Genomic DNA, 19,878 nt, shown 5'->3' on the forward strand with positions numbered 1-19,878 from the left:
TATGCGCAATTTTCTTTTCATTTTCATTTTTTTCTTCTCAGGGGCAGCGGTGGCACAGACCGCGCCCCCTGTTCGGCTAAAAGTCCTATGTTATAACCTGCGTTTTGGTGAACTCGCCTCCCTGGAGGAGCTGGCCGGGTTCATCAAGGCGCAGGATCCCGATGTGGTGGCCCTGCAAGAGGTGGATTGCCGCACCTACCGTGGCCGTACCCCGGAACAACATGGGAAGGATTTCATTACCGAGCTGGGCTTTCGGACAGGGATGCTGACTGCCTTTGGCAAAACCATCCCTTATGCCGGCGGATATTATGGCATTGGCATTTTGTCGAAATATCCGTTGGCTTCAGTCGAGCGGATTTATCTGCCGAAGACGGCGGACGGGAAAGAACAGCGAGCCGTGCTGGTGGCCGATATCGAATACCGAGAAGGGCGCTATTTCACATTTGCCAGCACGCATTTGGACTATGTCAATAACCAAGTTCGGCAGGCTCAAGTGGAGAAATTGAATGAAGTGCTAACGTCTAGAGCACATCCGGTGATATTGTGTGGTGATTTCAACGCCCGTCCACATTACGAAGAAATAGCCCATGGTATGGCCTCATGGAGACCGCTGGACAATACGGAATTCACTGTTCCCGCGAATAACCCCCTATATAAAATCGATTATATTTTTGGCTATCCGAAAGAAAGATGGAAGAGTATTGAGGCGGTCACTTATCCGGTGCAATTGTCGGATCATTTACCGTTAGGTGCTCTCGTGGAGCTGCATGAATAACCGGAGGCTGCCTCCGGTAGATTCTTTTGCTTAAGTTTCAGCTATAAAACCTGTCGTTACTCGTAATTGTCTGTCTTTATCGGTCTCAGTGATTGTGCTGCAATTCAGCGGCAGATGAGCAAACGATAAAACAGATGTTTTTTCCCTATGGATTGATATTTTAACTGCCTAAATGATATCTTTGCAGACATCCAAAATAGCGAACCTGTATTGAATTAACTGAACAACGATATGAAACCTGCATGAATTGCCATTCACAAAAAGACATAAACTTAGCGAAGCGATTTCTTGAACGCCGCTGAAAACAAATAGAAAGTGAAAAATAATTCATGCAAGCTTCATTGTCATTAAAAAGCAAACTGCGAAGCATTCATTAATACCAAAGAAAGCAGACAAAGCATTAATAATTATTCTAATGAAACCATCATGATTTTTCAGACCACACAGTGGGATGAATAAACCGAGCTTGCGAGCTCTTGAACACCCATTTAGCAAACACTTGTGAAAAATCTGATAGCTTCATCGCCTTTTAAAAACAAATTATATACAGATGAAAAAAGCATATATATTCCCCGGACAGGGTGCCCAATTTGTGGGTATGGGACAAGACCTATACAACCATAGCGATGAGACAAAGTTTTTGTTTGAGCAAGCCAATGAGATCTTGGGTTTTCGGATCACGGATGTGATGTTTGGCGGCACGGAAGAGCACTTGAAACAAACTAACGTGACCCAACCAGCCATTTTCTTGCATTCTGTGATTTTGGCCAAGGCATTAGGCAAGACTTTTGACCCTCAAATGGTTGCAGGACATTCCTTGGGAGAATTTTCGGCATTGACTGCGGCCGGTGCATTGAATTTTGAAGATGGATTGAGGTTAGTAGCTGCCCGTGCCAACGCTATGCAGAAAGCCACGGAAATTCAACCATCTGCCATGGCTGCCATCTTGGGGTTGGATGATTTTGCGGTGGAAGATATATGTCAACGGGTAAGCGATGTGGTCGTCCCTGCAAATTACAATTGCCCTGGCCAATTGGTTATTTCGGGTAGTATCGCCGGTGTGGACAAGGCTTGTGAATTGTTAGTGGAAGCAGGGGCGAAACGGGCATTGAAACTCAATGTAGGTGGTGCATTCCATTCGCCATTGATGGAGTCGGCGAAAGTGGAGCTGCAGGCTGCAATAGAAGCTGTGGAAATCCGAGAACCGATATGCGCGGTTTACCAAAACATCGATGCCAAGGCGTACACGAATCCAGTGGCAATAAAGCACAACCTCATTGAACAACTTACTGGACCTGTACGCTGGACACAAACCGTATTGCACATGATTGAGGACGGAGCGACGTCATTCACCGAGATAGGGCCGGGGAATGTGCTGCAAGGATTGGTGAAAAAAATAAACCGGCAAGCGGAAACTGAAGCAGCTTCCTTATAAAAGAATAAATTAAAACCTCATAGGTTTCGCCCGCACTGATTGCCCGAACGTAAACCTATGAGGTTTGTAGCTACCTTGTTATAACCCAAAAGCAGCCTTCACCTTATCCACATAATCCAGCTTTTCCCAAGTGAATAGTTCTACCTCTTGGGTGGTAGTTTCACCATTGCTGCTTTCAAATGTCTTGGTAACGATACGTGGCTCGCGCCCCATATGCCCATAGGCAGCCGTTTCCGAATAAATGGGGCTACGTAGCTTGAGCCGGGTTTCGATGCCGTAAGGTGTCATATCAAACAGTTCATGGATTTTACTGGCGATTTGACCATCGGTGAGCCCCACCTTGGCAGAGCCATAAGTATTTACATAAATACCGATGGGGTCTTTCACGCCGATTGCATAGGATACCTGTACCAGTAGTTCGTCTGCCACACCAGCGGCCACCAAGTTCTTGGCGATGTGCCTGGTGGCATAAGCAGCGGAACGGTCTACTTTCGATGGGTCCTTGCCTGAAAAGGCTCCTCCGCCGTGGCCCCCTTTGCCACCATAAGTGTCTACGATGATTTTCCTTCCAGTCAATCCGGTGTCGCCATGTGGTCCGCCGATGACGAACTTACCCGTAGGGTTAATATGGTATTTGATGTCATCTGTGAAAAGCTGTTGCAACTCCGGCTTCAACTGTGATTTTACCCGTGGAATTAAAACATGAATGATGTCTGATTTAATTTGTTCAAGCATAGCTGTTTCCGAATCAAACTCGTCATGCTGGGTAGATATCACAATGGCATCGATGCGGATAGGTTTATGGTCATCACTATATTCGAGGGTTACCTGAGCCTTGGCATCTGGCCTTAAATACGTGATTTCCTTGTTCGCACGGCGTAGCGCAGCTAGCTCATATAGCAGCCGGTGCGAAAGGTCGAGCGCTAAAGGCATCAGGTTTTCAGTCTCATTGCTGGCGTATCCAAACATCATACCTTGGTCTCCGGCACCCTGTTCCTGCTTTTCTTTGCGATCTACGCCTTGGTTTATATCAGGTGATTGCTCATGTATTGCTGACAATACCCCACAAGAATTGGCTTCAAACATGTACTCGGATTTGGTGTATCCAATACGTTCAATTACGGAGCGGGTGATTTTCTGCACGTCGAGGTATATATTGGACTTCACTTCGCCGGCCAAGACCACTTGCCCAGTGGTTACTAAGGTCTCGATGGCCACGCGCGCGTCGGGATCCCAAGCGAGGAAATGGTCAATGAGGGAATCAGAAATTTGATCGGCTATCTTGTCTGGATGTCCTTCCGAAACCGATTCTGAGGTAAATAAATAAGGCATAACTAATTGTAAATCAGTATTATAATAGAAGTTATAAAAATTACCGTGAATGGTTAATTGCGATGGGGAAGTTATGGTGCAAAACAAACAATAAGGTAGGTTTTAGCACTTTTTTACCGTGGTTGCAATCCTAAGCGGTCTACGACACCGCCATACGCAAATCAATCCACAATTCACGCTGCAAACTTAGATAAACTTGCCTTTATATGCAAATATACCTATACGATAAATGGAGAGCGAAGGGTGATGTGACCATATTAAATTTTCATTAAATAATTTTGCTTATTAAAGAATGTTGTATTTTGCAGGTACATTTGTGGCCAACTATATGGAAAAAAGGAAGCGCATTCTATTTGTTATCAATCCGATATCGGGAGGTAAGAAGAAGAAAGGCTTTGAAAAGCGGGTCAGTGAAGACCTCGATGCGACTACGTACACAGCAGAGTTTGTCCATACACGATATGCTAATCATGCCTATGAGTTGGGCGTGCAAGCGGTTGCAGCAGCTATAGATGTGGTGGTGGCGGTGGGTGGTGATGGTACAATCAATGAAATCGCTTCTGCATTGAATGGTACCGATACCGTATTAGGAATCGTGCCTGAGGGATCCGGCAATGGGTTGGCGTTGTATTTGGGTATTCCACTTAATGAACGTGCCGCAGTCCGCAGGTTGAACCGGTTTGAACCGATAACCATTGATAGTGGCACGATAAATGGCCATTTGTTTTTCAATATGGCGGGTATAGGATTCGATGCATCGGTAAGTGATCGATTTGCCAATGACAACATTAGGGGAGCGATCGGTTATCTGAAGGCTGTGTTGAGCGAAATCAGTACCTATAAGCCCAAGCAGTATACGTTAGACATTGATGGGAAGACTTTCAAACGAGAAGCATTTATGATTAGTGTGGCTAATTCACCACAATATGGGAATAATGCCTATGTTGCACCACAGGCTTCCATAACGGATGGAATATTAGACGTATGCATCATCCATAAATTCCCGTTATATATATTTCCAATGATGTTGTTTCACTTGTTCAACAAGACGGCCGACCAATCTGAATATGTGGAAATCATCCCGGGCAAGCAAATCCATATTGAACGGCAAACGGCAGATGCAGTGCACGTGGATGGTGAACCAAAAGAAATGGGCACAGTGCTTGATATCGCGGTGAATCCAAGTACATTGAAGATCCTGTGTTGATGATGGAATGTAAGGTAAATTATGACGAAGAAAAGGCAGAAGTATAGTGGTATTGTATATTCTACAAATGAAACATTTGAATATCAATCGGATGAGGACGCCGGTCAAGTAGGAACATTACCTAATAGCCGGCAAGACCTTCGGGTGATGTTGGATAAGAAAATGCGTGGAGGGAAGGTAGTGACCTTAGTAAAGGGATTCACCGGTACGCCGGCGGATTTAAGTGCTTTGGGTAAGCAACTTAAGCAAAAATGTGGCGTGGGAGGCAGTGTTAAAGATGAGATGATCCTCATCCAAGGCGATTTCAGGCAACGTATTTTACAAATTTTAATAGATGCTGGGTATCGCGTGAAAATATCGGGTGGATGATAGGTGAAGGTTTAAGAGGTAACAATTAAATTATATTAAGCGAAGTATAGCGTAAAAGAGTATATTAAATATTTGATAAATAATGATTTACGATTTGTGCAATGAATTGTTTCAAATTTCTATAAATGTAGGAATGCCATTTAAGCCCAGCTAAAACCATATTTATTTGAAGGATTAATTTGCAATTACAAAAAAAAATAGTTTTCATTGTAAAAAAATTGCTTCCAGATTACAGAAGCAATGTTTGTTTAGGGTGTGTTGATGCTGCTGCTGCGCACCCCTTATGTAAAGCTTAAGATTTTACGAACAATTATTGACAAGGATTTTGTTTTTAGTTTAAAACGCTATATTTGCTTTAACCATATACGGTGGTTAACAATGGATTAATTTGCACAAATTACATTAAATATCATATTCAACAACATTAAAATCTAAAAACTGAGAAAAATGGCAAACGCACCAAAAACAAGTACAACAAAACAAGAAAAGGGCAGCACAGGTTCGAATATTTTTGCAAGCCTATCAATTATTTTCTGTTTAGTCATCGGCGCTTTGGTTTGGAAGTACATCATGGGAGATCCAAACAATTTTATTGACAACAATCCAGAAAACCAACCGAAGCCTGGTAATTACTTCGGCATGGTCTACCACGCAGGTTTTGTGGTTCCAGTCTTATTAGGCGAATTCCTGATGGTGTGGGTATTTGCTATCGAACGCTTTATCGTAATCGGCAGAGCTTCAGGTAAAGGCAACGTAGGCAATTTTGTTCGCAAGGTTCAGTCACTCATTGGCGGCGGGAATATTGATTCAGCAATTGTGGAGTGTGACAAGCAAAAAGGCTCAGTAGCAAACGTAATCAAGTCTGGACTGCTTAAGTATAAGGATGTTTCTGCCAATCCTGACCTTGACACGGAACAGGCAACAGTTGCTATCCAAAAGGAAATTGAAGAAGCCACCGCATTGGAGATGCCGATGTTGGAAAAGAATCTTACCGTTATAGCTACCTTGGTATCCATTGGTACATTGACCGGACTATTAGGTACGGTAACCGGTATGATCAGGGCGTTTGCGGCTTTGGCCACAGGTGGTTCTCCTGATTCAGCAATGTTGGCAAATGGTATTTCCGAAGCGTTGGTAAATACGGCTACGGGGATTGGTACTTCCACGGTTGCGATTATATTTTATAACATTTTCACTTCGAAAATTGATACGTTGACCTATTCCATTGATGAAGCAGGTTTCTCCATCATACAAACCTATGCTGCGAGCCACAAATAGGAATAAAACTTCAACCCAGGTTATGGAATCTGGGGTGAAGTTGCATCTTATCAATAAAGTTAGTGAATTAAAATTACCGTTATGCCTAGGGTAAAAGTTAAAAGAACCAGTACGACAATAGATATGACCGCCATGTGCGATGTATCTTTCCTGCTGCTTACATTTTTTATATTGACGGCTACAGCACGTCAGCCGGAGCCACTTCAGGTGGATACTCCGGCATCTACAACCCAAACGAAGGTGCCCGATGACAACCTTGCAATGATAATCGTGGGCGATGACGGAAAATTGTTTTTTGGTGTAAAAGGCCGTGAGACCAGGAGTCGGATGCTTGAGCTGATGTCGGAGAAGTATTCGACCCCGTTTAGCCAGGAGGAAAAAGAACGGTTTTCTTTGATCGAGTCTTTCGGTGTACCGATGGGCAACCTGAAGCAGATTATTGCAATGGATGGAAACGACCGCGTGACTCCGGGGTTGCAGCCGGGGATACCGGCAGATACAACCGATGCCATAACCAATGAGCTATATCATTGGATTTATTCGGCACGGGTGGCCACAAAGGAGCTTCAGAATGTAGATATGCGCGTTTCCATCAAGGGTGATGCAGCAGAGAAATATCCAGCGATTAAGAACGTAATCGATATCCTCCAAAGCCAGAAACTGAACAAGTTTAGCTTGATTACAAGCTTGAGGAATGAAGATTTCTAGTGAAGAAGGATTGTTTAACAAACTAAGATTTTAATGCAATGGCAGAATTAAATCAAGATGGCGGTGGCGGTAAAGGCGGTGGTAAGGTTAGAAGCAAGAAAGCAGGCGGCAGGGTCGATCTCACTGCGATGGTGGATTTGGCATTCTTGCTGATTACATTCTTCATGCTGACCACATCACTCAATAAGCCCAATGCAATGGATGTAGCCATGCCGGATAAAAACGAAGAAGATCCAGAAGATAGGCTGGAAGTTGCCGATACACGGACAATGACTTTATTGCTTGGATCCAATAATAAGATTGAGTGGTATTTAGGTGAGTTTAGCAATCCCATTGAAGGTCCTGAAATCGTGGATTTCGGCAAGGATGGTATTCGTCCGGTATTGTTAAAGAAACAGGAGGAAATACGCCAAAAAACTGGTCAGGACTTGATTATCGTATTGCGACCCAGCGATAAATCAACCCATCGTAACCTGGTAGATATTCTCGATGAGATGAACATCGTGAAAGCTCCAATATATATGATTGGGACAATCAGTGAGGCAGAAATAGAGGTGTTGGAACGCGATGGCCTGTATAATGATTAATCACCACATAAAACAATAAATTATGCTTGGTTCTAAATTAGATATTTTTAAGAAAGAATGGCTTGATGTGGTGTTCGAGGGACGAAACAAAGAGTACGGGGCTTATGACCTCCGTAAGCTGTCGCCCAAAGCCACTAACATCGGGCTTGTGGTGGCCACAATAGCCTTTTTGTTGCTATTGCTGGCGCCAGCGATTGCGCGCTGGATTGGTTTGGATTCCGGACAAGGAGAGGTTACCGAGCGGATTTTAGAGACGGAAGTGACGCTTTCTGAACCGCCTCCGGTAAACGAGGAGGAACCTCCTCCTCCCCCTCCTGTGGAGCCACCACCACCGCGGGTAGACCAGGTTCGGATGCCCGAACCGAAAGTTGTTCCAGCCGAGCAAGTGCAAGACGAGGAACCGCCTACGGTAGAGCAGCTGAAGCTTGCTGACCCCGGATCTAAAACCATTGAAGGTGATCCGAATGCTGAGATACGCATTGATTTGCCTGTTGGCGAGGGAAAAATTGATGCTGAAGTGACGGAAAGTGGAGGAAGTGATCACATTTTCCAGTCGGTGGAGATAAACCCCGAACCGCCTGGGGGAATGAAGGCTTTTATGGATTGGGTGTCCAAAAATTACCAGTATCCGCAGGCAGCAATGGATGCGGGGGTGAACGGGCAAGTGCAAATTTCTTTCGTGGTAGAAAGGGATGGAAGCCTGACGGATTTGAAAGTGACAAGAGACTTAAAGTACGGTACCGGTGATGCCGCATTGAAGTTGCTTCAGAAAGCACCAAAATGGAGCCCCGGTATTCAGAATGGAAGACCTGTACGGGTGGCTTACACGCTACCTATAAAGCTTAATCTTCAAAATTGACACAAGATCACCATAGCAATAGTAATGGCCCGCAGTACAGAAGACAGAAATCGCCAACTAAGCGGTTTCTGTCCGTTTTGGGGCTATTCATGTTCGGGTTTTATTTTGCGTTAGGAGTGACGATTATCTTTTGGAAGGATTTTCCGCTTCGATTGGAGTACACTTATCGGGTGTTGTTTGGGGGATTGTTGATAGTATATTCTTTTTTTCGTTTTGTACGGCTGTGGCAGAATAGGTGATGATGGATAACGACAGGAATTTTTGCCAATGTGATGTTTTTTTTCCATAAGTATGAAAAAATTACTATTATTACCAATCATTTTTGGTTCTTTAGTTTTTCTGTGGTCTTGCAATAGCAGATCACCCAAAGAAAGCAAGACCATAGTGAGTGGGCAGCTGGAGGTATTGGTAGACGAAAGCTTACTGCCTATCATGGAAGAGCAGGTCGCCGTTTTTGAACACCTGTATAAGCAAGCGGATGTGTTCTTGTTGGATGGTCCTGAAAACCAAATCATTACCAAGCTTTTAAATAATTCGTCTGAAGTTGCTGTTTTGACAAGGCTGTTGACGGATGAAGAGAAAAAGTTCTTTGAGGCTAGGCAATTCCAGCCACGGGTGAATAAGTTTGCTACGGATGCCGTAGCGTTGATTGTCAACAAAAATAATCCCGACTCGACATTGACGGTGGATGATCTTATCGGCATGATGCAAGGTAAACCATCCTCCGATCGTTTGAATCGGCTCGTGTTTGACAATCCTAATTCAAGTACTGTCCGTTTCTTGAAGGAGCTGGCTGGAGTGGATTCATTACCTAGTACAGGAATATATGCATTGAAATCCAACAGTGAAGTGTTGAAGCATGTATATGAAACACCCCAGTCTATAGGCGTACTGGGAATTAATTGGATTGTGAGGCCCGATAGCAGTTTACAGAAGTACGTAGAAGGAGTGAAAGTCTTGGCGGTAAAAAATCAGGAAGGGAAACCGGGAGGTGATGGTTATTATAAACCTTCCCAATCAAACCTGGCAGAAGGGTATTACCCGTTATCGCGTTCTGTTTACATCTTAAATGCGGAACCACGTCGCGGTTTAGGCATGGGGTTTGCAGCATTTTTGTCGGGTATATCAGGCCAACGGATTATATTGAAATCAGGGTTGATGCCTGACAGTTTGCCACCAAGAGAGATTATTATCAGGTAGTATAAATATTAAACACTAAATAAGATGAAAATGATGAAGAAAGCAATGATATGGGGTATATCCCTTGCTTTTATGATTACCGGAGTGCGGGCGCAAAGTTTGGACGATGCGAAGAAGGCAATGGATGCGGAGCAGTTTGCCAAGGCTAAGGGGATGTTGGAGACACTTGTCAAGAACCAATCCAAGGAAGGCGACAATTATTTTTATTTGGGGCTTGTGTATTTGCACAATGAACACTTGGATTCGGCTTTGGCCATATTTGACCAAGGATTAGTCGCAGATTCCAAAAACAAGTTAAATATAGTAGGACAAGGTATTGTAGAATTGTATAAAGGGAATGAAAGCGCTGCAAGTGCCAAGTTTTCGGAAGCTACGGAAAGACTAAAACGTAGGGATTACTTGGAATTGTATCATATTGGTCGTGCGAATATTGACGCTGAAACACCCAATTATCAGAAAGCAGTTGAGTATTTGAATCAGGCAAAAGAAAAAAACCAAAAGGATCCATTGATTCCACTGGCGCTGGGTGACGCTTATTTTGGGCTGAAGAATGCTAGCATGGCCTATAAAAATTACCGGGATGCTTCGACATTGGACAACACACTTACTCGTGCACGCGTCCAAATGCAAGTGATCACTAGGGGCTCTCACGCATGGCAAGAAGCTATTGACGGATTGAAGAAGATAGCCTCCGAGGTGCCCGACTATGCACCTACCTACCGTGAGCTAGCCGAAACCTACCATGGTTGGGCGCGTACGGCTACGGATATCGAGGACTACAACGCACGTAATAAGGAAGCGGTGGAGTATTACAAGCAATACATGGATAAGACGGACTACTCGGTAGATTCACGTATCCGCTATGCCGACTTCTTGGTATATGCCAAAGATTATGACGAATTGCAGGTACAGGCCGCTGAATTGGCCCAATTGGAGGATGTTAATCCAAAAATATTGCGTTATTTGGGATATTCTGCTTATGAAAAAGAACAGTATCAGGAAAGTAAAGAGGCACTGGATAGAATGTTTACTCGTATGGAGCCCGAGCGGATCATTCAGCTCGATTACTTGCACCTTGGAATGGCTGACTTAAAGCTTGCGAGTAATGGCGATACGAATGAAGCACTTTTTAATGAGGGAATAGCTCAATTGAAGAAAGCCGTGGCAGCGGATTCATCGATAGCGGATGACTTGCATGATGTAGGTTTGGAACTCTTCACCGGCAAGAAGTTCATTAATGCATCGAAAGTGTTTGAAATAGCCGCATCGACACCGACATCGAGGAATTTCATTTATGATAATTTCTTCTTGGGGTATTCCTTATACTATGCGGTAGCTACCACGCCTGTAGCCGAGCGTGGTGAAGAGGAACTTGCATTATTGCACCAAGCTGATACCGCCTTCGGTGTGGTGATTGACAAAGCACCTACTACGCAGGATGCTTACCTCTTCCGTGGCAATGTGAGCAACTTATTGGACGACCCCGAGAATCCAAAGGGGTCGGCAGAGCCCTATTTCCTGAAATATATCGAAATGGTGAAGGAAAAAGGTGACGCGGAAGTTCAGAAGAACAAGGTTAGATTGGTTGATGCCTATAGCACCATTGCGGTAGTAAGCGTGAAGCGGGGCGAGTACCAAAAAGGTAGGGAGTTAATCAGTGAGGTTTTGAAACTGGATCCTGAAAATACTTGGGCTAAAAGTACTTTGCGATACTTAGAGCAAGAGACGGCTGCTTCGCCGGATACTACAGGACAGCAGTGATCGGTTTAACTTCTTAAGAATGTTTTTAAAGCGCTAATTTTCGAATTAGCGCTTTATTTTTTAGCTTTGTCGCATCTTAAAACTGGTAATATGGAATCGGAAATAATAAGTACACCCCACGATTATCTGCCTATACTGATCCAGCTGATCGTGGCGGCAGGGTTTGGCGTAGGAACGATCATCATTACGCACCTCATTGGACCCAAGGTAAGGACTGAAAATAAACTGGGGGCGTTTGAATCGGGTATAGAGGTGATTGGAAACGCCCGTCAGCCATTCTCCATCAAGTATTTTATGGTGGCGATCTTATTCGTGATTTTTGATATCGAAGTGATTTTCATGTACCCATGGGCGGTAAACTTCCGGGAATTTGGACTTTCTGGATTGCTTGAGATGTTTGTTTTCATGGGATTGTTGCTTTTGGGCTTCATCTATGTGATTAAAAAGAAGGCCTTAGAATGGGATTAATCATATATTAGAACGTTTCTAAATAATATAATTGACCCTATAAGCGGCCAATATATCGTAAATTTGCAGCTCATCTATATCAGCATATAGGTGGGTTTTTTTTGTCAGGTAAAGACTGGAGTTAGCATGAGTGATATTAAATTAGCAGAAGCACCCCCAGGTGTAGAAGGGTCGGGTTTTTTTGCAACCAAGTTGGACAAGGTTATTGGATTGGCGCGAGCCAATTCGTTATGGCCGTTGCCATTTGCGACCTCCTGTTGTGGTATCGAATTCATGGCAACAATGGGCTCTACTTATGACTTAGCCCGTTTCGGTGCGGAGCGTCCAAGTTTTTCCCCCCGGCAGGCGGATATGTTATTGGTGATGGGTACCATTGCAAAAAAGATGGCACCAGTACTCCGACAGGTATATATCCAGATGGCTGAGCCACGCTGGGTGATTGCCGTAGGGGCATGTGCATCGAGCGGTGGTATTTTCGATACTTACTCCGTATTGCAGGGTATCGATGAGGTCATTCCGGTGGATGTGTATGTGCCAGGCTGCCCACCACGCCCTGAAGCCATTTTGGACGGGGTAATTCGCTTGCAGGAAATCGTGAAGAACGAACCGCTAAACAGACGTAATTCGCCTGAATACAAAGCTTTACTCGAAAAATACGGAATACATACACATGGCTAAACTCGATAACCAAACTGTATTGCACTATCTTGTGAAACGGTTTGCCGACGATATCCATCATGTGAGTGAGCCATATGGATTGCTCACCATCGAAACGGATACAACACATATTTTGGATGTCCTTGAGTTTTTGAAAACTGACAAAAATTTGCAGTTTGGTTATTTGACAGATATAACTGCCGTACACTACCCCGATCTGGATAAGGAGTTTGCAGTAGTGTATCATGTGCATAGCTTGGTGAACAACATTCGCATTCGAATCAAGGTTTTTCTTGATGGGAATTATCCTGCTATTCCTACGGCCACCGTATTATGGAATGGGGCTAATTGGATGGAGCGCGAAACCTATGACTTTTTCGGGATACAGTTTGTGGGGCATCCCGATTTACGCCGCATATTGAATGTAGATGATATGGAGGTATTTCCCATGCGGAAAGAATACCCATTGGAAGACCCCAATAAAGTGGATAAGAAAGATTATTTCTTTGGTAGATAAGGCATCATGAGCGATTCGATTTCCAAAATACATAACAAGCCCGTTTACATAGACAACGATCCGCAGGATGAGTTGTTTACGCTCAATTTGGGGCCTACGCACCCAGCTACGCATGGCGTATTCCAGAATGTGCTGCAGGTAGATGGTGAACGCATTGTAAGTGGGATATCCACCATTGGCTACATCCACCGCGCATTTGAGAAAATAGCCGAGCATCGTCCATATTACCAAATCACTCCGCTTACGGATCGCCTCAACTATTGCTCCTCGCCCATCAATAACATGGGCTGGCATATGACGGTTGAAAAACTGCTGGAGATCGAACTGCCCAAGCGCGTACAATACATGCGGGTCATCGTAATGGAACTAGCACGTATTGCGGACCATATTATTTGCAATGGCATATTGGGAGTAGATACAGGAGCCTTTTCCGGATTCCTATACGTGATGCAGGAACGGGAGTTTATCTATGAGATCTTTGAGGAAATCTGTGGTGCAAGGCTTACCACCAACATTGGGCGTATTGGTGGATTTGAACGTGACTTTAATGAAACGGCATTTGCCAAAATAAGGGAGTTCTTGAAGCGGTTTCCTCCGGTGCTGAAGGAATTTGAGGAACTCTTCAGTCGTAACCGTATATTCATTGACCGTACAGCCAATGTGGCAGCTGTCGATCCAGAGACTGCATTGAGCTATAGCTGGAGTGGCCCAATATTGCGAGCTACGGGGGTTGATTATGATGTACGGGTAAACGAGCCGTATTCTTCCTATGAAGAGTTTGAGTTTGATATCCCCGTTGGAACCAAAGGGGATGTATATGACCGGTATCTCGTGCGCAACAATGAAATGTGGGAAAGCTTGAAAATTATCCAGCAAGCTTTGGATAAAATCGAGAACGAACCCAAGGGTGTTTTCCATGCCGATGTGCCTGAATTTTACTTGCCTCCCAAAGAACAGGTGTATAACAATATGGAGGCGTTGATCTACCATTTTAAAATCGTAATGGGCGAGATAGATACCCCGAAAACGGAAGTGTATCATTGTGTGGAAGGCGGCAATGGAGAGTTGGGTTTTTACCTTATTAGTGATGGTGGTAGGTCGCCCTATCGGTTACATTTCCGTAGACCGTCATTCATCAATTATCAGATGTATGCGCCCATGAGTAGTGGGATGCTGCTTTCTGACGCCATCATCAACATGAGTAGTTTAAACGTTATAGCAGGAGAATTGGATGCTTAATGTGAAACATAATGAACCCGTCGAGTTCACGGAAGAAATGCTAGGCAAATTTGCAGAAATCGTGGCGCGCTATCCTGAAGGGCGTCAAAAGTCAGCTTTATTGCCTATTCTGCATGAAGTACAGGCAAAACAGGGCTGGCTAAGTGTGCCCGCGATGGATAAGGTGGCGGAATACCTGCAATTGGAACCCATCGAGGTATACGAGGTGGCTAGTTTCTATACCATGTTTTTCCGGCAACCGCGAGGTAAATATGTATTAGAGATATGTCGCACCGGACCCTGCTGTTTGGTAGGTGCTGAACGCATCATGAAGCACATCGAAAGCAAGTTGGACGTGAGGGAAGGGGAAGTGACCCCGGATGGGCAGTTTAGTTGGCGCGGTGTGGAATGCTTAGCTGCATGTGGCTATGGACCTGTGCTGCAAATCGGTCCGGAATATACCTTCTATGAAAACCTCACGGAGGAGAAGATAGACAAACTTATAAATGAACTTAGGAATAAAGCTGAAGGCCGAGCGCTGACCGCAGAAAGCTGATTATTATGGCTCGTAAGTTATTATTGACACATATCGATGTTCCAGGCATCAATACTTTTGAGGTATACCGCCAAAAAGGAGGCTACCGCGCTGTGGAGAAGGTGCTTAAGACACTCACACCGGAGGATGTGGTGGAGGAAGTCAAGAAGTCTGGCCTACGAGGGCGTGGTGGAGCGGGGTTCCCCACAGGCATGAAATGGAGCTTCTTGGCCAAACCCGAAGGTGTCCCCCGTTACCTGGTATGTAATGCAGACGAATCGGAGCCAGGAACGTTCAAAGATCGGTACCTGATGACGCATATCCCCCACGCGTTGATTGAAGGAATGATTGTATCGAGCTTTGCTTTAGGCGCTAATACATCATATATTTATGTACGGGGTGAGATGATGCCGCAGATACGCATCCTCGAAAGAGCCATTACCGAAGCGAAAAATGCTGGATTCCTTGGCAAGAACATATTGGGGTCAGGGTATGATTTGGAACTGTATGTACAGCCCGGGGGTGGTGCTTACATCTGTGGCGAAGAAACAGCGTTATTGGAATCCTTGGAAGGTAAAAGGGGCAATCCTCGGATTAAACCACCATTTCCCGCTATATCTGGCCTCTATAACTGCCCAACGGTGGTAAATAATGTTGAATCTATTGCTGCTACAGTTCCCATCATCAATGACGGAGGTGAAGAATATGCTAAGATTGGTGTTGAGCGCAGTACAGGAACCAAATTGATTTCTGCTGGTGGAAACCTGAACAAACCTGGCGTTTATGAAATCGAATTGGGCCTACCTGTAGAAGAATTTATTTATTCGGATGAATATTGTGGAGGCATTGCCAACGGCAAATACCTCAAAGCGGTGGTGGGCGGAGGGTCTTCAGTACCTATTTTACCGGCTAATCTGATCATGAAGACCTTGAAAGGGGAATCCAGGCTAATGACCTATGAGTCATTGGCTGATGGCGGGTTTCAAAGTGGCACCATGTTGGGGTCAGGAGGCTTCATCGCTTTTGATGAAGATCAATGCATTGTAAAGAATACGTGGAATTTCACACGATTTTACCACCATGAGAGTTGCGGGCAGTGTTCACCATGCCGTGAAGGTACGGGTTGGATGGAGAAAGTATTGCATAAGATTGAGCATGGACAGGGCACATTTAACGATATCGATTTGTTGGTGGATGTGGCCAAAAAGATTGAAGGTAATACAATCTGTCCGCTTGGTGATGCCGCGGCATGGCCAGTGGCCAGCGCCATCCGGCATTTCAGGGATGAGTTTGAATGGCATGTGACTAACGGCCAGGAGGCGCAAATGCGCAACTATGGCCTGGCACATTATGCAGACCCATTGGAACCGGTAATTTAAGGGAAGCATAAATACGAATTAGATATACAAGCTACAGAAGAGGCTAAATGCTGATAGCTGATAGCTGAAAGCTAAAACAAATGGCTGAAGACGTAAAATTCAAGGTAAGCATAGACGGTATTCCGGTGGAAGTAGCCCCTGGCACCACGATATTGAATGCCGCACGCCAAATTGGTGGTGATATTGTGCCTCCAGCTATGTGCTATTATTCTAAATTGGAAGGTAGCGGGGGAAAATGCCGTACTTGTTTGGTGAAGGTAAGTAAAGGATCTGAGAAAGACCCACGTCCTATGCCCAAGCTAGTCGCTTCATGTCGCACGACGGTGATGGATGGTATGGAAGTGCAGAACATCACCTCCCCCGAAGTGTTGGAAGCCCGCAAAGGTGTTGTGGAAATGTTGCTCATCAACCATCCGTTGGATTGCCCGATTTGCGACCAAGCTGGGGAATGCCATTTGCAGGATTTGGGTTATGAGCATGGCCTTGCCGAGACACGCTATGAATTTGAGCGCCGTACCTTTGATAAAATCGATATTGGCGATAAGGTACAGCTGCACATGACGCGTTGTATACTTTGCTATCGTTGCGTGTTTGTGGCAGACCAGCTTACCCCACAGCGTATGCATGGGATACTGGGACGTGGAGATGCGGCCGAAATTTCCACTTATATAGCGAAGGCAATAGATAACGATTTTTCAGGCAATGTGATTGATGTGTGCCCTGTAGGCGCTTTAACGGATAAGACGTTTCGCTTCAAAAACCGGGTATGGTTTACTAAGCCGGTGGAAGCTCACCGAGACTGCCCTTCTTGCAGCGGCAAAGTGACCTTATGGTACAAAGGTGAAGAGGTGCTTCGCGTAACGGCACGCAAGGATGAATATGGCGAGGTGGAAGACTTTATTTGCAACACCTGTCGGTTTGAGAAGAAAGCCATATCGGATTGGGTAATTGAAGGACCACGTAAAGTGAAACATACGTCGGTTATTTCATCCAATCATTATGAACAATTGAATCCACCTGCCGTAGTGAGGAAAAACCTTGCTCTGCAGGCAGCAAATAAGGAGGAATTTGATAGGGCGGAGAAGTTATAGTCTCATATCTCAATACTAAGAAATGGAGTTAGCATTTTTCATAGAAAAATTTTTACTGGTGACGATCGTATTTGTCATCTCCTTGGTGATAGCGATGTATTCCACCTTGGCTGAACGTAAAGTAGCCGGATTTATGCAAGACCGTTTCGGACCAGACCGTGCAGGGCCTTTTGGCATCTTGCAACCGCTATGTGATGGTGGTAAGTTCTTTTTCAAGGAAGAAATTATTCCTGCCGGGGCTCATAAGTCCCTGTTTATTCTAGGACCTACCATTGCCATCATCACGGCTTGTATAGGTAGTGCGGTTATCCCATGGGGCCAAGAACTGGTCATCGGTGAGCGGGTCATTGAATTGCAGGTAGCGGATATCAATGTAGGCGTATTGTACATGTTTGGTGTGGTAGCATTGAGTGTGTATGGTATCATGCTGGGTGGCTGGGCATCTAATAATAAGTTTTCATTAATGGGGGCCGTTCGAGCTGCCTCGCAGAGCATCAGTTATGAGCTTGCGTTGGGCCTGTCGTTAATTGCGCTGCTCATGGTCACCCAATCACTTTCATTGAAGGAAATCGTAGTACAACAACAAGGGTTTGTCAATTGGAACATCTGGGTGCAGCCACTTGGTTTCTTGATATTCTTAGTCTGTGCTTTCGCGGAATGTAACCGCGTTCCTTTTGATTTGCCGGAATGTGAGACTGAATTGATTGGCGGATATAATGTGGAATATTCGTCGATGAAATTGGGGTTGTATATGTTTGCCGAATACATCCACATGTTTGTATCGTCGGCGTTGATGTCAGCACTTTATTTCGGGGGATATAATTTCCCTTTCATGTATGATTTGGGGCTGTCGCAGAACTGGATTACAATCATCGGTGTATTGGCGTTTTTTGCTAAGATATTCGTGTTCATCTTTTTCTTCATGTGGATTCGTTGGACACTCCCGCGGTTCCGCTATGACCAATTGATGAACTTGGGATGGAAGATGTTGATTCCATTGGCCATTGCCAACATTGTATTGACAGGTATAATAACCATCATAAAGGATACATTTTTTTAACGAAAAGGGAAATCCTATGGAGCCATTGAGCAACAGGAAAAAAGTATTGGAACAAAAGCCGATGAATTTTTGGGAGCGTATTTACCTCCCGGCGATTTTCAAGGGCCTATCCATCACCATTAAGCATTTCTTCAAGCGTATTCCCACCGTGCGATACCCGGAAGTGCTGCGGCCTTATTCGAAAAATTTCCGAGGGCAGCATTCACTCAAGCGAGACGAGGAAGGGCGCGAGCGCTGTACAGCCTGCGGCTTGTGCGCATTGTCTTGTCCGGCTGAGGCCATCACCATGATTTCGGCCGAGCGCGAAAAAGGGGAGGAACATCTGTACAGGGAAGAAAAATATGCCGCTGTATATGAGATTAACATGTTACGCTGCATTTTCTGCGGATTATGCGAAGAAGCCTGCCCCAAAGAAGCCATTTATTTGGATGGACCACATGTAACGGCAGATTACCTGCGCAAAGATTTTATTTATGGCAAAGACAAATTGGTGGAGCCCCGGTTTGATTATAAAAAAGAACAAGAACCCACAGCCTAATCAGCTGGAAGAACCATACGAAATAGCATGAGCGTTTTTTATTTTGTAGCCTTTTTGTCGATATTTTTTGCGCTGATGACCATATTCACCAAAAACCCGGTGCATAGCGTATTATACTTGGTCATCACTTTTTTCACTTTTACGGTGCATTATATCCTATTGAACGCGCAATTCCTCGCTGTGGTTAATTTCATCGTTTACATGGGAGCCATTATGGTGCTTTTCCTGTTTGTGTTGATGCTGCTTAATCTAAACAAAGATACCGAACCGCTGAAATCCAATTTGGTGAAATTCATGAGCGTTATAGCAGGAATGTGTCTATTGGTTACGTTGGCTGGATCGTTCAGGGTATTGGAGTCGTCTGAGCCGATTGTGCTGAAGAATCCCGATATTGGATTGGTGAGCAACTTGGGCAAAGTATTGTTCAGCGATTTCCTACTTCCGTTTGAGATTTCCTCGATTTTATTGTTGACTGCCATGGTAGGTGCGGTGTTATTAGCCAAAAACGATCCAAAAAAAATATAAATGGAGACTATCGTACAAAATATACAGGGTGTTCCGCTTAACCATTACATTCTGTTTTGTAGTGTTATTTTCACCATCGGCGTCATTGGCGTATTAATTCGTCGTAATGTCATCATCATCATGATGTCCGTAGAATTGATGCTCAACTCGGTAAACTTATTATTGGCCGCGTTTTCGGCATACAGCGGAGATTCCGCAGGACAGGTATTCGTATTCTTTGTTATGGCATTAGCCGCAGCGGAAGTGGCGGTTGGCTTGGCAATTATCGTCATGGTGTATCGCAATACGCGTTCGGTGGATATTAATGCGTTGAACCGATTGCGGTGGTGAGATGGACAGGTTTGCGATTTTGGATTTACGATTTGGATAGCATCATATA

General features: G+C 44.7%; 22 protein-coding genes. 21 read left to right on the forward strand and 1 reads right to left on the reverse strand.

The genetic code is table 11. The features are described from left to right. Position 1: 1 nt before the first annotated feature. On the forward strand, positions 2-775 hold the full coding sequence (locus NF543_RS03075) for an endonuclease/exonuclease/phosphatase family protein (RefSeq protein WP_257666634.1): 774 nt from the start codon (positions 2-4) through the stop codon (positions 773-775). Between the two features lie 550 nt (positions 776-1,325). Then, complete coding sequence (gene fabD, locus NF543_RS03080; RefSeq protein WP_257666635.1) at positions 1,326-2,210, forward strand: ACP S-malonyltransferase; 885 nt, start codon at positions 1,326-1,328, stop codon at positions 2,208-2,210. 78 nt (positions 2,211-2,288) lie between these two features. Here the strand turns inward: fabD and metK are convergent, their stop codons facing one another. Continuing rightward, complete coding sequence (gene metK / locus NF543_RS03085) at positions 2,289-3,542, reverse strand: methionine adenosyltransferase (protein WP_257666636.1); 1,254 nt, start codon at positions 3,540-3,542, stop codon at positions 2,289-2,291. A 292-nt stretch (positions 3,543-3,834) separates the two neighbouring features. On the opposite strand from metK, the gene NF543_RS03090 reads away from it, so the two are divergent. The 19 genes from NF543_RS03090 (at position 3,835) to nuoK (ending at position 19,829) form a co-directional block, all read left to right on the forward strand. Further along, positions 3,835-4,749: a diacylglycerol/lipid kinase family protein gene (locus tag NF543_RS03090; protein ID WP_257666637.1), complete on the forward strand. Its 915-nt coding sequence runs from the start codon at positions 3,835-3,837 to the stop codon at positions 4,747-4,749. Between the two features lie 21 nt (positions 4,750-4,770). Beyond that, positions 4,771-5,118 (forward strand): translation initiation factor, encoded by a 348-nt coding sequence (locus tag NF543_RS03095; protein ID WP_257666638.1) that lies wholly within the window; start codon positions 4,771-4,773, stop codon positions 5,116-5,118. Between the two features lie 447 nt (positions 5,119-5,565). Beyond that, a complete protein-coding gene (locus NF543_RS03100) occupies positions 5,566-6,396 on the forward strand; it encodes a MotA/TolQ/ExbB proton channel family protein (RefSeq protein WP_257666639.1) in 831 nt (276 codons plus the stop codon). An 81-nt stretch (positions 6,397-6,477) separates the two neighbouring features. Continuing rightward, a complete protein-coding gene (locus NF543_RS03105; protein ID WP_257666640.1) occupies positions 6,478-7,104 on the forward strand; it encodes an ExbD/TolR family protein in 627 nt (208 codons plus the stop codon). A gap of 38 nt (positions 7,105-7,142) precedes the next feature. After that, the gene (locus NF543_RS03110) at positions 7,143-7,691 is read left to right on the forward strand and encodes an ExbD/TolR family protein (RefSeq protein ID WP_257666641.1); all 549 of its coding nucleotides are present in this window, start codon (positions 7,143-7,145) and stop codon (positions 7,689-7,691) included. A 22-nt stretch (positions 7,692-7,713) separates the two neighbouring features. Beyond that, positions 7,714-8,550: an energy transducer TonB gene (locus NF543_RS03115; RefSeq protein ID WP_257666642.1), complete on the forward strand. Its 837-nt coding sequence runs from the start codon at positions 7,714-7,716 to the stop codon at positions 8,548-8,550. Between the two features lie 291 nt (positions 8,551-8,841). After that, positions 8,842-9,750, forward strand: coding sequence for a PstS family phosphate ABC transporter substrate-binding protein (locus NF543_RS03120; RefSeq protein ID WP_257666643.1), 909 nt, complete (start codon positions 8,842-8,844; stop codon positions 9,748-9,750). Positions 9,751-9,780: 30 nt separating this feature from the next. Continuing rightward, positions 9,781-11,511, forward strand: coding sequence for a tetratricopeptide repeat protein (locus NF543_RS03125; protein ID WP_257666644.1), 1,731 nt, complete (start codon positions 9,781-9,783; stop codon positions 11,509-11,511). Positions 11,512-11,601: 90 nt separating this feature from the next. Continuing rightward, a complete protein-coding gene (locus tag NF543_RS03130; RefSeq protein ID WP_257666645.1) occupies positions 11,602-11,979 on the forward strand; it encodes an NADH-quinone oxidoreductase subunit A in 378 nt (125 codons plus the stop codon). A 126-nt stretch (positions 11,980-12,105) separates the two neighbouring features. Beyond that, entirely contained in the window at positions 12,106-12,657 is a 552-nt protein-coding gene (locus NF543_RS03135; RefSeq protein WP_257666646.1) for an NADH-quinone oxidoreductase subunit B, read from the forward strand. Beyond that, entirely contained in the window at positions 12,650-13,153 is a 504-nt protein-coding gene (locus tag NF543_RS03140) for an NADH-quinone oxidoreductase subunit C (RefSeq protein WP_257666647.1), read from the forward strand. Before NF543_RS03135 ends, NF543_RS03140 begins: the two co-directional genes overlap by 8 nt. A 6-nt stretch (positions 13,154-13,159) precedes the next feature. Further along, positions 13,160-14,392, forward strand: a complete 1,233-nt coding sequence (locus NF543_RS03145) for an NADH-quinone oxidoreductase subunit D (protein ID WP_257666648.1) — start codon at positions 13,160-13,162, stop codon at positions 14,390-14,392. Then, positions 14,385-14,927, forward strand: coding sequence for an NADH-quinone oxidoreductase subunit NuoE family protein (locus NF543_RS03150; protein ID WP_257666649.1), 543 nt, complete (start codon positions 14,385-14,387; stop codon positions 14,925-14,927). The genes NF543_RS03145 and NF543_RS03150 overlap by 8 nt, the downstream gene beginning before the upstream one ends. Before the next feature lie 5 nt (positions 14,928-14,932). Next, positions 14,933-16,285: an NADH-quinone oxidoreductase subunit NuoF gene (gene nuoF, locus NF543_RS03155; protein WP_257666650.1), complete on the forward strand. Its 1,353-nt coding sequence runs from the start codon at positions 14,933-14,935 to the stop codon at positions 16,283-16,285. An 80-nt stretch (positions 16,286-16,365) separates the two neighbouring features. After that, the gene (locus NF543_RS03160; RefSeq protein WP_257666651.1) at positions 16,366-17,376 is read left to right on the forward strand and encodes an NADH-quinone oxidoreductase subunit G; all 1,011 of its coding nucleotides are present in this window, start codon (positions 16,366-16,368) and stop codon (positions 17,374-17,376) included. Between the two features lie 22 nt (positions 17,377-17,398). Further along, positions 17,399-18,436 (forward strand): NADH-quinone oxidoreductase subunit NuoH, encoded by a 1,038-nt coding sequence (gene nuoH, locus NF543_RS03165; RefSeq protein ID WP_257666652.1) that lies wholly within the window; start codon positions 17,399-17,401, stop codon positions 18,434-18,436. A 16-nt stretch (positions 18,437-18,452) separates the two neighbouring features. Beyond that, positions 18,453-18,974: a NuoI/complex I 23 kDa subunit family protein gene (locus NF543_RS03170; protein WP_257666653.1), complete on the forward strand. Its 522-nt coding sequence runs from the start codon at positions 18,453-18,455 to the stop codon at positions 18,972-18,974. Between the two features lie 27 nt (positions 18,975-19,001). Beyond that, positions 19,002-19,499 (forward strand): NADH-quinone oxidoreductase subunit J family protein, encoded by a 498-nt coding sequence (locus NF543_RS03175; protein ID WP_257666654.1) that lies wholly within the window; start codon positions 19,002-19,004, stop codon positions 19,497-19,499. Then, positions 19,500-19,829, forward strand: coding sequence for an NADH-quinone oxidoreductase subunit NuoK (gene nuoK, locus NF543_RS03180; protein WP_257666655.1), 330 nt, complete (start codon positions 19,500-19,502; stop codon positions 19,827-19,829). It begins immediately after the preceding gene. Positions 19,830-19,878: the final 49 nt, after the last annotated feature.

This window comes from Parapedobacter tibetensis (genome assembly GCF_024704835.1).
Classification (GTDB): domain Bacteria; phylum Bacteroidota; class Bacteroidia; order Sphingobacteriales; family Sphingobacteriaceae; genus Parapedobacter; species Parapedobacter tibetensis.

Excerpts from the sequence above, each read along its gene's own strand:
- NF543_RS03075 (WP_257666634.1), top strand. The coding sequence starts at position 2 with ATGCGCAATTTTCTTTTCATTTTCATTTTTTTCTTCTCAGGGGCAGCG.
- fabD (WP_257666635.1), top strand. The coding sequence starts at position 1,326 with ATGAAAAAAGCATATATATTCCCCGGACAGGGTGCCCAATTTGTGGGT.
- metK (WP_257666636.1), bottom strand. The coding sequence starts at position 3,542 with ATGCCTTATTTATTTACCTCAGAATCGGTTTCGGAAGGACATCCAGAC.
- NF543_RS03090 (WP_257666637.1), top strand. The coding sequence starts at position 3,835 with ATGTTGTATTTTGCAGGTACATTTGTGGCCAACTATATGGAAAAAAGG.
- NF543_RS03095 (WP_257666638.1), top strand. The coding sequence starts at position 4,771 with ATGACGAAGAAAAGGCAGAAGTATAGTGGTATTGTATATTCTACAAAT.
- NF543_RS03100 (WP_257666639.1), top strand. The coding sequence starts at position 5,566 with ATGGCAAACGCACCAAAAACAAGTACAACAAAACAAGAAAAGGGCAGC.
- NF543_RS03105 (WP_257666640.1), top strand. The coding sequence starts at position 6,478 with ATGCCTAGGGTAAAAGTTAAAAGAACCAGTACGACAATAGATATGACC.
- NF543_RS03110 (WP_257666641.1), top strand. The coding sequence starts at position 7,143 with ATGGCAGAATTAAATCAAGATGGCGGTGGCGGTAAAGGCGGTGGTAAG.
- NF543_RS03115 (WP_257666642.1), top strand. The coding sequence starts at position 7,714 with ATGCTTGGTTCTAAATTAGATATTTTTAAGAAAGAATGGCTTGATGTG.
- NF543_RS03120 (WP_257666643.1), top strand. The coding sequence starts at position 8,842 with ATGAAAAAATTACTATTATTACCAATCATTTTTGGTTCTTTAGTTTTT.
- NF543_RS03125 (WP_257666644.1), top strand. The coding sequence starts at position 9,781 with ATGATGAAGAAAGCAATGATATGGGGTATATCCCTTGCTTTTATGATT.
- NF543_RS03130 (WP_257666645.1), top strand. The coding sequence starts at position 11,602 with ATGGAATCGGAAATAATAAGTACACCCCACGATTATCTGCCTATACTG.
- NF543_RS03135 (WP_257666646.1), top strand. The coding sequence starts at position 12,106 with ATGAGTGATATTAAATTAGCAGAAGCACCCCCAGGTGTAGAAGGGTCG.
- NF543_RS03140 (WP_257666647.1), top strand. The coding sequence starts at position 12,650 with ATGGCTAAACTCGATAACCAAACTGTATTGCACTATCTTGTGAAACGG.
- NF543_RS03145 (WP_257666648.1), top strand. The coding sequence starts at position 13,160 with ATGAGCGATTCGATTTCCAAAATACATAACAAGCCCGTTTACATAGAC.
- NF543_RS03150 (WP_257666649.1), top strand. The coding sequence starts at position 14,385 with ATGCTTAATGTGAAACATAATGAACCCGTCGAGTTCACGGAAGAAATG.
- nuoF (WP_257666650.1), top strand. The coding sequence starts at position 14,933 with ATGGCTCGTAAGTTATTATTGACACATATCGATGTTCCAGGCATCAAT.
- NF543_RS03160 (WP_257666651.1), top strand. The coding sequence starts at position 16,366 with ATGGCTGAAGACGTAAAATTCAAGGTAAGCATAGACGGTATTCCGGTG.
- nuoH (WP_257666652.1), top strand. The coding sequence starts at position 17,399 with ATGGAGTTAGCATTTTTCATAGAAAAATTTTTACTGGTGACGATCGTA.
- NF543_RS03170 (WP_257666653.1), top strand. The coding sequence starts at position 18,453 with ATGGAGCCATTGAGCAACAGGAAAAAAGTATTGGAACAAAAGCCGATG.
- NF543_RS03175 (WP_257666654.1), top strand. The coding sequence starts at position 19,002 with ATGAGCGTTTTTTATTTTGTAGCCTTTTTGTCGATATTTTTTGCGCTG.
- nuoK (WP_257666655.1), top strand. The coding sequence starts at position 19,500 with ATGGAGACTATCGTACAAAATATACAGGGTGTTCCGCTTAACCATTAC.